Annotated in this window: 12 protein-coding genes; all 12 read left to right on the top strand. The window is 31.6% G+C overall.

Annotation, left to right across the window (positions count from 1 at the left end; genetic code table 11):
- Window positions 1–356 precede the first annotated feature (356 nt).
- Complete coding sequence (locus KVT34_RS28845) at window positions 357–1031, top strand: AbiU2 domain-containing protein (protein WP_088094874.1); 675 nt, start codon at window positions 357–359, stop codon at window positions 1029–1031.
- Between the two features lie 270 nt (window positions 1032–1301).
- Window positions 1302–2099, top strand: coding sequence for a zinc-ribbon domain-containing protein (locus KVT34_RS28840; RefSeq protein ID WP_170930111.1), 798 nt, complete (start codon window positions 1302–1304; stop codon window positions 2097–2099).
- Window positions 2009–3913 (top strand): zinc-ribbon domain-containing protein, encoded by a 1905-nt coding sequence (locus KVT34_RS28835; RefSeq protein WP_369016298.1) that lies wholly within the window; start codon window positions 2009–2011, stop codon window positions 3911–3913. The genes KVT34_RS28840 and KVT34_RS28835 overlap by 91 nt, the downstream gene beginning before the upstream one ends.
- A gap of 215 nt (window positions 3914–4128) precedes the next feature.
- Window positions 4129–4593 (top strand): hypothetical protein, encoded by a 465-nt coding sequence (locus tag KVT34_RS28830; protein ID WP_088094871.1) that lies wholly within the window; start codon window positions 4129–4131, stop codon window positions 4591–4593.
- 344 nt (window positions 4594–4937) lie between these two features.
- Entirely contained in the window at window positions 4938–5768 is an 831-nt protein-coding gene (locus KVT34_RS28825) for a TnsA endonuclease N-terminal domain-containing protein (RefSeq protein WP_088094870.1), read from the top strand.
- The gene (locus tag KVT34_RS28820) at window positions 5769–7943 is read left to right on the top strand and encodes a Mu transposase C-terminal domain-containing protein (RefSeq protein WP_088094869.1); all 2175 of its coding nucleotides are present in this window, start codon (window positions 5769–5771) and stop codon (window positions 7941–7943) included.
- Window positions 7927–9591, top strand: a complete 1665-nt coding sequence (locus tag KVT34_RS28815; protein WP_088094868.1) for an ATP-binding protein — start codon at window positions 7927–7929, stop codon at window positions 9589–9591. Before KVT34_RS28820 ends, KVT34_RS28815 begins: the two co-directional genes overlap by 17 nt.
- Window positions 9592–9601: 10 nt before the next feature.
- Complete coding sequence (locus KVT34_RS28810; RefSeq protein WP_088094867.1) at window positions 9602–11509, top strand: TnsD family Tn7-like transposition protein; 1908 nt, start codon at window positions 9602–9604, stop codon at window positions 11507–11509.
- Between the two features lie 243 nt (window positions 11510–11752).
- Window positions 11753–13222, top strand: a complete 1470-nt coding sequence (locus KVT34_RS28805; RefSeq protein WP_088094866.1) for an SIR2 family protein — start codon at window positions 11753–11755, stop codon at window positions 13220–13222.
- 57 nt (window positions 13223–13279) lie between these two features.
- Complete coding sequence (locus KVT34_RS28800) at window positions 13280–14110, top strand: DUF6414 family protein (RefSeq protein ID WP_088094865.1); 831 nt, start codon at window positions 13280–13282, stop codon at window positions 14108–14110.
- A 142-nt stretch (window positions 14111–14252) separates the two neighbouring features.
- Complete coding sequence (locus tag KVT34_RS28795; protein WP_140392314.1) at window positions 14253–15104, top strand: NYN domain-containing protein; 852 nt, start codon at window positions 14253–14255, stop codon at window positions 15102–15104.
- Window positions 15105–15356: 252 nt separating this feature from the next.
- Window positions 15357–15878, top strand: a complete 522-nt coding sequence (locus tag KVT34_RS28790; RefSeq protein WP_088094863.1) for a DUF1643 domain-containing protein — start codon at window positions 15357–15359, stop codon at window positions 15876–15878.
- The last annotated feature ends 184 nt before the right edge of the window (window positions 15879–16062 follow it).

Genomic DNA, 16062 nt, shown 5'->3' with positions numbered 1-16062 from the left:
AGCTAAGTCTGTTACGGTTGAGTAGGAGATTGATAAGTTAATAAATATAGTGTTGAAACACAACAAAGTTAGATACTGAACAACAAAGTTCAATACTGAATAACAAAGTTCAATACTCGACAACAAAGTTGCATACTAAATGTTGAAATACAATAAAGTAGGGTGCCAAAAAATAATTTTAGGTACTGGTCTATTGAAATAGGCACGAAAAGCATCGGCATTTGTCGATGCTTTTTTGTTTTTTTACTCATCTTTTTAAAGGTGCTTTTTTTTACTTTTAACTATAGAGTTTGTTATAATTTGTGGGGAGAAATAATGTAATGATACAGATATTATTTTGGAAATGGGGTTAAGTTTTGAGTGGGTACGATAAGAAAAAGATACATCAGTTAATAAGGGGATTCATGCTTGAAATTATAAATGTAAGATCAAAATTTCAATTATGGAGACACATTCAAAAGCATAGAAATGAACATTTGGATGAACTTAATATTGCGCCAGCTTTTTTTACTCTGACACTTCAGTCATTATTCAACGATGTTATTATCACTTTAGCGAAGCTTTATGAACATGGAAGGACGACCGCTAATTTGAATAAATTAATAAATATTGCTGATGTTAATAGGGCTCTTTTTGATTATAAAGAAAATGCAGCTGATTCTTTGATGATTACCAAAAAGGAAATTGAAAATCATAAGAAAATTATCGAAGAAAAAAAGGAGTGTTTGAATAACCTTTTTATATGGCGAGATAAAGTTTACGCTCATAATGATATGAAGTATTTCTTTGATAAAGGACAGTTGCCAAAAGACGCAGCATTAACAATGAAACATATAGACGAATTAATTGAGAAAGCATGGGGAATTGTAAATTTTTACTCGTTGGCTTTAGAAGGAAAAGCATGGCATCCAGATTCTCCAGATACATTAGATGTCGAAAAAATTTTTTCGATACTTAAAAATTTTAAAGATGAAAAAAATAGAGAAATTGATGTTTTATTGATGGGAGCAGGATTAAAAAGAACACAATAATTTGAAGGATTAATCATCAAAAAGCAAGTGCAGATGTTGAAATACAATAAAGCTGGGTATCAGACAATAATGTTAGGTACTGATATAATCGTCGTTTGAAAAAGACCCAAATCAATTTTTATTGGTTTGGGTCTTTTATGTTGAATGCTGAGTTTAATTAAGGTATTTCGAAAACTAGAATCATTTTTTTAAGTGATTTGTTTTTCTGAATTTAGATAATAAAGCGTGTTATACACTTATTAACTAATTTGAAAGAAAGAGATGGTGAGAATGGGGAAAAAACTAAGTGAAGAAAATAAATTAATAAATGCGTTTCCAAAACTAGCAAAAGAATGGCATCCAACGAAAAATAGTAAATTAACGCCGAATGATGTGTCATACGGCTCAGAAAAATATATATGGTGGAAGTGTTCAAAAGGACCAGATCATGAATGGGAAATGACAGTTTACGCAAGAAAAAAAGGTGGAAAATGTCCCTTTTGTTTAAATAGAAAGGTATCAGTTACGAATAACTTAAAGACACTTTATCCAGAAATAGCGAAAGATTGGGATTATAAAAATAATAAAGGTATAAAACCTGAAGATATTCTGGCAGGTACTGTACAAAGAGCAAACTGGAAATGCTATAAATGTAATCATACATGGATTACTAAAGTTTCAAAAAGAACTAATGAAGGAAGTGGTTGTCCGAAATGTGCAAAAAAGGTTGATAGAAAACCAGATGCGTTTGTAAATAAATTTCCAGAATTAATGAAGGAATGGGATTATAAAAAAAATAAAGAATTAGATCCTGCGCATTATCATTATAGATCGGCTAAAAAGGTATTTTGGAAATGTATTGACTGTAGTTATGAGTGGGAATCGATGATTAAAAGTAGAACAATACATAATGAAGCAGGTTGTCCTAAGTGCCATTCAATTTTTACATTATTTCCCGAAATAGCTGGAGAATGGTCTTTTGAAAAAAATAAAGGTATATCAATATTCGAGACTGTACCAGGCTCAGAAAAAAAGTATGGTGGAAATGTCCTAACGGTCACAAAGATTATGAGACAACGCCATATTTAAGAACAAAAAGGGGTAGCGGTTGTCCAAAATGTGGTATAAAAAAGGCAGTACGGAATAGATTAAACACTTTAATGTATGAACAAGGTGCGGAAACTCGTAATAAGAACCAAATAAAAATAGGTAACACATTGGAATCTAAATTTCCAGAAGTGGCAAAAGAGTGGTCCCCTACAAAGAATGAAGGATTACTTCCGAATAATGTTACACCTAAATCGAATAAACAGATATGGTGGAAATGTAGCACATGCAAAAATGAATGGAGGGCAACAGTAAGTAGCCGAACTTCAGGTACTAGCTGTCCTGAATGTGCAAAAGATTCAAGAATTAAAAGTTTTAAAAAATATAAGTTAAAAAATGGTTCTTCTTTAGCTGGAAAATTTCCTGAGTTGATAAAAGAATGGAATTACAAAAGAAATGGAGATATAACACCAGAAGAAGTTAATTATGGAAGTAACGAGGAATTCTGGTGGGAGTGTGAATTAGGACATGAATGGAAAGCTGCTGTAAAATCTAGAACTTCGAAAGGTACTGGTTGTAAACATTGTCATTATGAATTAAAAACTTCATTTCCTGAACAAGCAATTTATTATTACCTAAATAAAGTGTTTGAAGGGGTTATTAATCCTCACAAAATAGAAGCGGATGGAGGAAAGGTTGATGTAGATGTTTTTATAGCAGAATATAAAATAGCAATAGAATACGATGGAGTTTTTTACCATGAAAAAAGAATTAGACAGGATGAAGAGAAGAATAAAAAGTTAAATAAGTTGGGTATCGAAATAATAAGAGTCAGAGAAAAGGGACTAGCTGGACTCAGAAAGTTTAATGGAATAACGTTAGAATCAATTCCTAAAAACAGAGAAAACTTAAACAAAATAGTAGAAGATGTGTTTAATTATATAAAACAAAATAGAATTTTGAAAAATGAATATATTGATAAGATTAACGATTTAAAAATAGATATAGAGGAAGATGAAATAGAAATAAATTCATTATTTATTGTTTCACTAAAAAAAATTAGTCTAGAATTAGAATTTCCAGAACTAGCAAAAGAATGGCATCCAATAAAAAACGGAAAGTTAAAACCCAATAGCGTAAAAGCGAAATCAGGTAAGAAAGTATGGTGGCAGTGTCCGAAGTGTCAAGATGAATGGAAAGCGCAGATATACGCAAGAACAATTAATTATCATAAATGTAAATGGTGTGATCCAAACAATCTTGTACAAACAAGACCTGATTTACTAAAAGAATGGGATTTTGAGAAAAATAAAGAAATCGACTTCTTAAGAATGACAACACGTTCTGGAAAAAAAGTCTGGTGGAAATGTAAACTGGGACACAGTTATGATTGCACAATAGTAAATAAAAAAAATGGCAATGGATGTCCATATTGTGCTGGAAAAAAAGTGAATGAAGAAAATTGTTTGGCAAAAGTAAAACCAGAAATAGCGAAACAATGGCATCCAACGAAAAATGGAGAATTAACACCAGAAGATGTAACTATCGGAAGCCATAAAGAAGTCTGGTGGTATTGCGATAAAGGAAAAGCACACACTCATGAATGGAAAATGGCAATATATAATAAAAAAAGGGGAAATTGTCCTTTTTGTTCAGGACATAAGGTAAGTTTAGATAACTGCCTTGCAACAAAATTTCCACAACTAGCGGAAGAATGGGATTTTGAGAAAAACGGAAGTTTAACACCATTTGATATAGGGGCTTATAGTAATAAAGAAGTCTGGTGGTGTACAAAAGAAAATGGTTCGTGGAAAGCTAAAGTGTTAAATAGAGTGAAAGTTTTTGAAAATAAATAAACTGGCATAATTTAATGATCTTAGAGCGATGTTGTGACCGAAGTGTTGAAGAAAGGGCATGGATAATATGCTTGTAAACTTGTATACGGATTATTAAACAAACAGCGATAGTAGAGGGGGTTTCATTCCTTTCTGCTATTTTTTATGAAAAGGACAAACCACATTTCATGTTGAAGAGATACTTAGGATCTTCTTATAAAGTGAGGAGGATAAGTATGTATATAGAAAATGTAAGAAATACATTAAAATCACTTTCTTCACAGGAACAATATGAGATAGCAAATTTAACAAAACAAATATTAGTAAGGAATGGGAAAATTAATGAAAACGTCAGACCTAGCGAAATAGCAAGGTATATAGAAAACTTTATACATGGGAAAGAAACGAAAATAAAGTACCTGGAAGGTTTTTTAGAAGCAATGGATCTGTTTATATTACAAGGTGCTAGCAAAGCTCTACTTGGAAAACAAATAATAGGACAAGGTACATGGAGAGATATATTATTGAATGTGACGAATGATATTCCATCAGATAAATTAGCAAAACATGTAAATAATGAATATATTATTAAAGAACTAAAGAAATTGTTTATAACGATTGTAGAATCTTTTGTTGTTGAGGATGAAGAAAAAACAATTCAGAGATTACATCTTATCAATGAAATATTAAATAAGAAGTAAAGATGAGAAGTGCTATGGTATAAGCATTTCTTTTTTTATCCAAATGTTGTTTAAGAACAACATTTATTGTCAATAAATATAAATAGAGTTGTTTTTAGACAACAAAGAAATTTAGATAAAAAAATATATAAGGATTGAGGAGGATAATATCTTTTATTTTTTTCTAAGATTATGTTCATTTAAAAATTGCTTTTTTTTATTTTCTTGTGAAATTTCCCATTTTTAAAAAAGCCATATTCATTTTTAAAAATAGAGCAATTAGTTAATTTTGCTAATGAAGCAATGCAGTATTATCTTTACAATTATTTGCACAGGAACAACATGAACAAAGGAGGATAGATTGTATGGCAAAGAGGAAAATGGGTTTAACAGAAAAGAAAATTGAACAGATGGAAAAAGAAGGTCGTGGTCAAGGGGAAGGGAGTAAGTACAAACCTTGGCTAAATATACAAGATTTTTCATCAAAAGGACTTTCCACCAGAACGATGGGGTGGAAAACAAATCGTATTCATCAATTTTTATCGAAACTAGAGAAAGATTATTACTATATATGTGAATGGGGAAGCCTTATCGTTGATATTCGTGAGCAATATCCACTTCATCGTATTGATACACTTAAAATTGCAGAAGAAAAGGATATCAAGCATCCAACCGATCCAAAAACAAGTGTACCTATTGTAATGACCACAGATTTTCTATTAACAGTAAAAACCGAAGAAGGGATTAAATTAATTGCAAGAACAATTAAACCTTCAAATGAATTGGAAAAACATAGGGTAATAGAAAAGTTTGAAATAGAAAGAGAATATTGGTATCAACGAAACGTAGATTGGGGAATAGTGACGGAAAATGAAATCCCTAAAATATTAGTGAATAATGTGGAATGGTTACACACGTCGTATTTTTTTCATGAAGACCTCTCTCCTTCAGCATATAAAACTTTGCTGCAACAATTGAAATATTCTCTTTCAAGAAAAGGTGTTTCTTTAATTGAAATACTAACACAATTTGATATCCAATATGGGCTAGAAAATGGCATGGCTTTGGAGCTATTTAAACATCTTATTGCGGTTAAAGAGATTAAAGTGGATATGTTCCAACCAATACACACTCATTTATTTGTAGAGGATCTTATTTTGGAAGGCGCTCAAAATTGGGAGAAAGGAGCAGTTTAGATGTTTGTTGAAAATGAGATTGTTTCTTTTACAGATGCAAGCGGTAAAGAAATGACAGAACGAATACTATGGATTGATGACGGATATATCATTTGTTATACCATTGATATAAAAAGCGCAAAAGCACTTCCTATTAAACGCAGATTATCTGATTTAGAAGAATTACTTAATCAGGAACTTCTCCATGTTGTGAGGGAAGAACCGTTTGCATTTGTTTATCAAAAAGAAGAAAGCATACCTCAAAAACAAAAAGATATCAGAGATGACAGATGGAAAATCGTGCATGAAATAGTTTCGCTTGAACCAGATATTTACGATAAACAAAAAAGAGGAAAATTGGTAGCAGAGACATGTGAGCGTACAAAGAAAATTAAGAGTGTGATTTATAGTTACCTAAGGCAGTATTGGAAACGGGGAAAGGTGAAAAATGCATTGCTACCAGATTATCGAAATTCAGGAGGGCGTGGTAAAGAACGCATTTTAGGCAGTAACAAAACAGGACGACCTAGGAAGTTCTCAGGTGTAGCTGGAGAAGGAATTAATGTAACAGATGAAATAAAACAAATTTTCCAGGTCAGTATAAAAAAATATTATCACACGGTTAAAAAAAATCCATTATCTGCTGCATATCAGATGATGTTAAAAGCATATTTTGCAGAGGATTATGTATATGAAGACGGTGTGAAAAAACCTATTCTAAAAGAAAATAATAAGTTACCTACTTTTCGGCAATTCCAATATTGGTATCAAAAAACCTATACATCGGAAGAGAAAAAACGTAAACGACAAGGTGATCGGAAATATGAATTAAGACATCGTGCGGTATTAGGTACTTCAGTAGGTGAGATGTACGGTCCAGGAACTAAATATCAAATTGATGCCACAATTGCAGATGTTTATCTTGTAAGTAGCTATAATCGAGAGTGGATTATTGGACGCCCCGTTTTATATGCAGTAATTGATATGTTCAGTCGTATGATTACTGGAATTTATGTTGGATTAGAAGGACCTTCGTGGTTAGGTGCGAGTATGGCTCTTGCCAACGCAGCTAGTGATAAAGTGGCTTTCTGTAAAAGGTATGGTATAGGTATTAAGCCAGAAGAATGGGACACAAACTATTTACCTCAAACGCTTCTTGCGGATCGTGGGGAACTTGAAGGATATGATGTTGAACGTTTAATTACAGCTTTCAATATGAAAGTTGAAAATACACCGCCATATAGAGCTGATTGGAAAGGAATCGTTGAACAACATTTTCGAACAACAAACTTAAAAGTGAAACCATTCTTGCCAGGTGTGGTTGATACAGATGTTCATGTTCGTGGAGATCGTGATTATCGCTTGGATGCACAACTAACGATTCAAGAATTCACCCAAATTATTATTAAATGTGTACTGTATCATAATAATCATCATTGGTTAAAAAACTATGATGCAAATGAAATGATGATAACAGATGAAGTAGAACTTATTCCAAAAGAATTATGGAATTGGGGTGTGAAAAATCGTTCTGGTCGTCTCCGCTCTTATCCAGAGGATATAGTAAAACTACATCTTCTTGCACAAGGAAATGCCAAAATCACATATAAAGGGATTGAATTCAAAGGTATGAAGTATTCTTGTGAAAAGGCGATACGAGAAGGGTGGTTTCCTCAAGCAAGAGAGAAAAGTTGGCGCATTAAGGTTTCATATGATCCTCGTAATATGAGCTATATTTATTTGCTAAATGAGGATGATAGAGGCTACGAAGTTTGTACATTATTAGACCATCAAAAACGTTATTCGGATTGTTCACTTTATGATATAGAATATCTTCGCGCCTATGAGAAATATAAACAACAAGAATATAAGCATAAAGAATTGCAGGAAAAAGTAAATTTGGATGCTGAAATAGAATATGTTGTCAAAGGTGCTAAGAAGAAATCAAAAACTGAAAAAATACCGATGAGTAATGCACAACGAACAAAGGGCATTCGGAAAAACAAAGCTTTCGAAAAGGAAGCAAGGCGAAAAGAAGAAGCATTTTTGCTTGCAGAATATAAGGAGATTGACCATCATGCCGAAGTTCTTGAAATGCATGTTCCAAGTGAAGTGGAAATATCCCCTACAACAAGTAAAATAGATATTCTTCGACGTAAACAGAAGGAGTTGAAAGAGCGTGCAAAACGAAATTAATCTGCTGTATAAAGGCTCTGAACAACCTATTATCGATGCACTTTATACTGAACAAATACTGCATGAATTTCGTGGGAACCCCTTAATAGAAGCATTGCCACCAATTTTGGAAGAGGAACAGATAGTACAGTATTGTTCTGTGTTCCCTCAATATGATGAACGAGAAAGAGAATTAGATGCTAGTTATCGTTTCCATTGTGTTCAAAGGTTATTTCAATACTTTCAACCATTTGAAAAACATCTTGATTTAGAACAACGTATATCAAGAACAATTCGACAAGGATATTTATCACGAAACCCTTTTAATCGTCAACAGGTTATGAGAATGCATGAAAGTTACCGTAGTCTAAAAGTAGGTGAGTTTTTAGAATCGTATAATATACCCATAAAGCGAACAGCTCATGGTTTTACAATCATCGGACTTTCTGGTATTGGAAAAACAACAGCATTAGAAAGAATTTTATCTTATTATCCACAACTTATTCAGCATAGAGAATATGAGGGAGAGGCTTTGCAACTTACGCAAATATCGTGGTTAAAACTTGATTGTCCTTACGATGGTTCTGTAAAAGGGCTTTGTATAAGTTTCTTCTCTGAACTTGATCGTTTATTGGGTACAAGTTATTTTAAGAAATTTGGTACTAGAAGAAATACAGTTGATGTAATGCTACAACACATGACCCATTTAGCAAGTTTACATGCTATCGGAATATTAATTATTGACGAAATACAACACTTAAATTTAAGCAAAAGTGGTGGGTCGGACAAGATGTTAAATTTCTTTGTCACACTTGTTAATACAATTGGTATACCTGTTGTAATGGTTGGAACAAATAAAGCCATATCTATCCTTCAAAGCGAGTTTCGTCAAGCAAGGCGAGGCAGTGGACAGGGGGATATGGTGTGGGGACAAATGCCGAAAGATGATACTTGGGATTTATTTGTAGAAGGTATGTGGGATTATCAATGGATGAAGTTTTATACGCCACTAACAGAAGAGATAAATGAATTGCTATATGAAGAAAGCCAAGGAGTTATTGATATCGCTGTAAAACTATTTATGATTTCACAAATACGGGCTATCAGCATAGGAACAGAAAAAATTACATTAAGTTTAATGAAACAAGTAGCTAAGGATAGTTTGAGGCTTGTGCGTCCTATGTTGCAAGCTTTAAAATCGGGTATTCCAAGTGAGATTGCAAAATATGAGGACATTAGACCAATTGATATGAATGAAGAATTTGAGAAGTATAAATCATCTATTGATCTTCATGAAAAGGTTCGAATTCAGAAAAAAATTCAAGAAAGTAAACGAAAATCAAAAGGAATTTCAATTACTGAAGAAATCGTACTCTTTCTTTTATCGATGGATATCGAAATAAAAGTAGCTCAGCGAATTGCGGATGCAGTAATAAAAAAACACAGTGAAGATCTTGATCGTGCAACAGCTATAAAGGAAGCGATGAAGCTTGTAATTATAAGTGAAGAGAGTATTGAGAAGGAAAGTGTTACAAGTATAGAGCGAAAAAATGTGAGTTCAAATGTCCTTTGCTTATTAGCAAAGGAAGCGAAAAAGAAAAAATTATCGGTGTACGAACACTTTTTGAACAAGGGAATTATTAAACAACCATTGAAAGAAGTAAATTAGGAGGAAATACATGTTATATTATTTTCCAACACCACATCCTGATGAATTATTATATAGTGTATTATCACGTTATCATATGATGGTTGGGAATGTTAGTCCAAAACAAACGACTGAAGAACTATTCGGTAAGAGAACCGTACGCTCGGTTGTTGATTTGCCTGCTAATTTGGATACATTAGTAAATAGAATAGAAAACCCGATATTTAATGTAGGTTATTTTATTTATAATCATACCTTGTTTCCGTATTATGGTGCGTTTTTCTTCCCTAAACAATATCAAAAAGTAAAAAGCTTAATGATTAGTGATAAGGGTGACCGTATCCATACAACTTCAGGTATATCTGCAAGTAATATTCTTCCCAAAGAAAATTTTATGCACTGTAGCGAATGTTGTAAGGAAGATATGGAAAATTACGGTGAAATTTATTGGCATCGTATCCATCAAGTACCTGGAGTGTATATTTGCCCAAAACATCAAACGTTTTTATATGAAACAATAGTTCCAGTAAAAGCGGGTAATCAACACGAATATATTATTGCGACACCTGAAAATACTGCAAATAAGAAAAAATTGTTGGAAGTCAACGAAAGAGATAAGGAAGTTTTACTTACTTATGCAAAATATGTTGAAGAATTATTGAATAGTAATTATCAGCAACAGAATCAGGTTCAACTGCAACAACAATATGTATCAAAATTAAAAGAAAGAGGATTAGCTAGTTTTTCAGGAAGAGTTAGAAGAAAAGATTTGTATCATTCTTTCTGTAAAACGTATAGTGGGTCTTTACTGGAACTCCTACAATCAAATATAAATTTTGATGAAACAGATTGGTTAACGATGATCTTTCAGCGGCACCGTAAATCGTTTCATCCAATACGTCATCTATTAATCATGATATTTTTAGGTGATGCTTTGCGTAATTACTTTGAGAAGGGAGAGACATACGAACCTTTTGGTAGTGGTCCGTGGTGTTGTTTAAACGTAGCTTGTAAGGATTACATGAAATCAGTGGTGAAAAATCTTGTGATAACAAGATGTTACGATACAAAACGTCCAGTTGGTACTTTCACATGTCACTGTGGGTTTGTGTATTCGCGAAGAGGACCCGACACGATTACAGAAGATAAATATAAGATCGGACGTATTAAAGACTTTGGTGATGTGTGGAAGAATAAACTTAAGGTATTGATTCGAGATGGTGGTACATTAACTGGTATTGCCAAAAAGCTAAACGTTGATCCAATAACTGTAAAGAGGCAAGCGACAATGCTGGAACTCGATTATTCATGGAGCGGTGAATCTAGAGAAGTAGCAGAAAAGAAAGCACGTTTTCAACGGAATATCAAGGCAGCATCCAATGAAGATGCTTTGCATATTAGAAAAGAGATATGGTTGAAACTTCGGAAAGAATATCCACACTTTTCAAAGTTAGAATTGCGTAAAGAAAAACCCGATGTATTTGCGTTTTTGTATCGTCATGATCGAGAATGGTTAAATGAACATTCTCCTGAAAAACAAAAAATAATTACTGCTAAGAAACGAGTCGATTGGTCTAAACGAGACGAGGAGATGTTAAAGGAAGTTCAAAAGGTGATAAAACAATGGGATATCGGTGATAATAAACCAAATCAAATCACAATAAGTACAATCGGAAAAAGGATCAATAAACTTTCACTTATACAGAAAAAATCTGATAAGATACCAAAGACCATCGTATATATAAATAGTGTGATTGAAGATATAGAAACGTTCCAAATACGACGTGTAAGATGGATAGTAAAAAATATGAAAATTAATGGTGAAGAGTTAAAAGAGTGGAAAATATATCGTGAAGCGGGATTGAGAAATACAGTATCAAATGAAGTGAAACGAATGATTACATTGTTAGTGGATCAAAATGAGTATGACATAACATAAAAGGCTTCCTTGTAAAAAGGAAGCCTTTTATGTTATGTCATTAATACCATGTAAAGCAACAAAGAATGGATATTTTATGAATAAAAACAAGTGCATTCATTTAATTGGAAGATTTGAAACGCTTATTATCACTCTTAATATCAAGTGTTAATAATATGACAAAATATGATAAAAAAAGTTATAATTATAGATAAATACAAATTTTGGGCGATTTTTATACAATAAGGAAAGGAACATAATAATATGACTGATTTATATAACAATTATCTAACAGAATCACTAGATAATTTATTGAATTGTATTAAAGAGATGCAATGTCGACCTATTTTATTCGTCGGTTCAGGAATATCAAGAAGATATATGGGATCACCTTCTTGGATAGGGTTGTTAGAAAAAATCATAGAAGAAAACCCTCTTATTGATTCGTCATTGGATTATTATATTAAAGATACAAGAGAGAATGGAAAAGATAATTTACCAGGTGTTGCTGAACAATTTGTTAATCCCTATTTTAAGTATGCTTTTCAAAAAGATGTGATAGCAGAAGAGGTTTTTCCTGCATATGTTTATTTAAGAGAATTTGAGAAGGATATATGCTTAAAGTCAAAAGCAGTTGATATTATTAGTAGTTATTGCAAGACCTTTGAAACAGAATATGATAATTTGACACATCCAGCCCTAGAGGAATTGCAATTATTGAGCCAAATAGACCCACATGCTATCATAACAACCAATTATGATGAAATGTTAGAAAAAATTTTTCCTAATTATGAAGTAATAGTTGGACAACAGATTATAAGAAGGTCTATGTATACACATGTAGGAGAAATCTTGAAAATCCACGGAACAACAAAAGAAGCTAATAGTATTGTTCTACATCAAGAAGATTATAAGCATTTTATGAAAAAGAAAAAATACTTATCTGCACAGCTATTAACTTATTTCATTGAGCACCCATTAGTGATAATGGGGTATTCTGTGCAAGACGAAAATATAAAAGATATTTTATCAGATATTGCTGAAATGTTGGATGATGCAAATCACCTAATCTCTAATATTTGGTTGGTAGAATGGCAAGAACATATCAATAAAGAACAACCAATGGCAAAAGAGAAATTAATTGATTTAGGTAATAATCGTTCTTTACGCGTTAATGTAATAGTAGTTGATGATTATATTGAACTATATAAGACGCTTGGTAAGAGTGTGGTAGTTGATAAAGTGAACATGAAGTTACTCAGAAATCTTTCGCGAAGCGTTTATAACATTGTTAGAAGTAAAACTACTCAACTAAATGTAAACATCGCGACTTTAAATGCATTTTCCGATGAAGAACATTTATTTAATGTATTAAGTGTTCAAGATTTAAATCCAGAGGCATTAACAGCTATTTATCAATATAGATTGTCTGATATTACCAACGATTGGGAAAAACATAATAGTGAAGGCGTTAAAATATTACAGCAAATTCGAGAACGTACAAGATATGATATAAGAAATAGTCAAAATAAATATCATATTGATATGAATATTGGGAGAAAACCGACAGCTGATAGATGGTATTCAGAAGCAGCTAAACAATTATTAACAAATATATATTATCAACGTCCGACAAGAATAACACTTGATGACGGAGAAGAAGTTGATTATCCTATTTTAGAAATGGAGTATGAGGAGCCATCTGAACGAGTTGGAGTAACAATACTGGCTTAATACATATTTTTCGATTTGGGAAAAAGATAGAGAAAATTCACAGAAAGAAGTGGGGATATGTTTATACCTGAGTTATATTATTGTGATCGAAGAAAAGTAGAAGAGTTATTAAGTATGCTCCTTGATAATTTTGCTACTGAATATAAAATCACGCAAAGTAAAGATAAAAAACATGATGTGCAGATAAGTGCAGAAGTTTTTAAAGTGCTTGCTAAATATAATATGGTTGATTCAACAACAGAAAACAAAGAAACTAATGTAAAAAGTACAAACTCTTCTCTTTTTAAAGATCTTTATACGCTATTGAACGAAAAAGGTACTGTTCAATCATTAATAGGATACGATGAAGGAATTTTAAAGCAATTAAAAACAGGGGAATTTGTAGAGGTGGAAGGAGTATTTAAACAATCTCCAGCAGAATTAGTATTAGCAAGTTCTATGGATGCAGTACGAAAATTTCAACCTCTTATGGAAATGGCACCATCTTTAGCAATGAGCGATATAGAACCTGAAAAAATACAAGCATTTACTACATTTTTTACATCCGATAAAACAACAATGATTATTGACCCAGAAGATGAAGCAACAAATGGGTATAAATTTTTCACAACATTAAAGGTTACTGACTTTATAGAAGATCGCTATGAAATCGAAGGACAGATGAGAATTTTAGGGAAAGTTCGTAAAATTATTCGACCCCTTCAATCGGTAGATTTAATTAAACTATTGCCAGGAAGAATGAGAGTGAAACCAGAAGAATTGATAGAAAAATTCATGCAAAATAATTCTGCTGGCAATGTATATTTTGATGTTGATGAAATTACGGAAGAATCATTTGTGTTAAAAGGACCTGCTATTGAGATTACACCTATTGCTGTGTATATCTAAGGTGGTTTTTTGCAGAAATGATAATATTCAATTGAAGTAAATGTATTTTATGTAATAAAAAAAGGGATTAGCAATATATTTGCAGAATATCATATTAAGGAATCTTAATAAAATTGTAAAATTTTCAAAAGGAACGGGACATATGGATAAAGAAAAATTAAACACAATAGTTTATATTGATTATGAAAATGTACACTACAACCTTATTAATGGGTATAAGAATATTTTTGAGTGCAACTTTTTCAATAAGCTAAAAAAATTTTTAGAAGATAAAGGCTATTCTATTTTAGATATGATAGCGTATTGCAATTTTGATATAAAAGATATGCACGATTCTTTTCATCAAACTAAACTTCATCAATTTGGAATTGATACTCGACATACTACAAACAATGGAAAAAACTATGCTGATATCCAAATTACAGCAGATGTTCTAGAACAAGTTTATAGTAACAAAAATTTAGATTGTATAATCATAATTTCAAATGATAAAGATATGACTCCATTAATTAAAACAGCGAGAAAAGTAAAAGATAATGTATCTTTAGTCTTATTCAAAAGTAATTATGATGAAGTTTTATTAGCGTGTCCAAATCAACACTTTTTTATTGACGATATTTTAGAAATAAAAATTGATGAGGTAAATGGGTTAAAAGAGGAAATAAAAAATAATTTAAGTAACTATATACAAAAAGATTTTATTGATCAAGGGAAAGTTCCACCGTGTATTTCACTAGAAAGATATGTAGAGAGCACAGTAAAGTGGCATAAAATATTTGAATATGAAGTCATAAGATTGCTGAGTTTATTGGAAAAAGAGGGCGATATTGTAATACATAAGTATACAATCGGATCCTCAAATAGAGAACATATAGGTATTATTACACCAGAGTTTGAGAAGTATTTCCAAGATCCAAAGCCAATTCATAAAATTAATAATTACTTTGCTGAAAATAAAATTATGAGCTACTATAATAAATTCACACAAAAATAAACAAAAAAATATTGCATCTTTTTAATTTTCTTGTATATAATAAGAATATAAAAAAATACAATACTTTTAAAAAAAACAAGTTATTAAAAAAACAATACTTTAAAAATTACAACGTTTTAAACATTACAATTATTTAAACAGTGAAAAAGTCTTTGATTTTTAATCAAAGGCTTTTTCTTTGTTATCCATTGCTATTACTAAAATAGTTATAACAGAATCAATAATAAATTATGCGAACAGTGGGATGAAAAAATGATGAAGAAAAAAGAGGGCATAATGAAATGTGAGGTATTCATGTCTGATAATGAAAAATATCGTTATCAGTTAACAAGAACATGGGATGATACAAAAGATAATGCAACCATCATTATGTTAAATCCTAGCAAGGCAGAGTTATTCATAACTGATAAAACTGTAATGAATGTTCAAAATTTCTTAATTAAAAATAATTATGGTTCCATGACTATAGTAAATATATTTTCCTACATGACTACAAATCCCTCGTATTTAAAAGAGAGAGAAGAAGTCTTTGAATCAGAAAATGATAAATTTATATATAAAGCTTGCAAAGATGCAGAACTTATTATTGTTGCATGGACAAGGGACAAGCATACAAGAAGAAAAAGAGAAATAGAAAATCTGATTTATCCATTTAACAAAAAAGTAATGTGTTTTCAAGATGAAAAAGGACTAAAGCCCAGACATCCAAGAGACTTAAATGACAAAACATGGACTTTGGATTCCTATCCTTTTCCTCTATATGAAGAAGATTGATGCCAGTATACAACTTTGTTTGTCACTCCTATTTTTTTCAGTATGTAACTTTATTGTATGGATTATTTTCCCTTGAACGTAGGGATGATGGTTTTAGAACTTTTTAGTATGTGACTTTGTTGGTTATGAACATATAGTTATGGCTTTAAAATAAATTTATGAATTTGTACCCCTTTAGATATTT

It is taken from the genome of Paenibacillus sp. GbtcB18, from assembly GCF_019091125.1.
Taxonomy (GTDB): Bacteria; Bacillota; Bacilli; order Paenibacillales; family NBRC-103111; genus Paenibacillus_F; species Paenibacillus_F chitinolyticus.
This window is presented reverse-complemented; position numbering and strand designations above follow the sequence as displayed.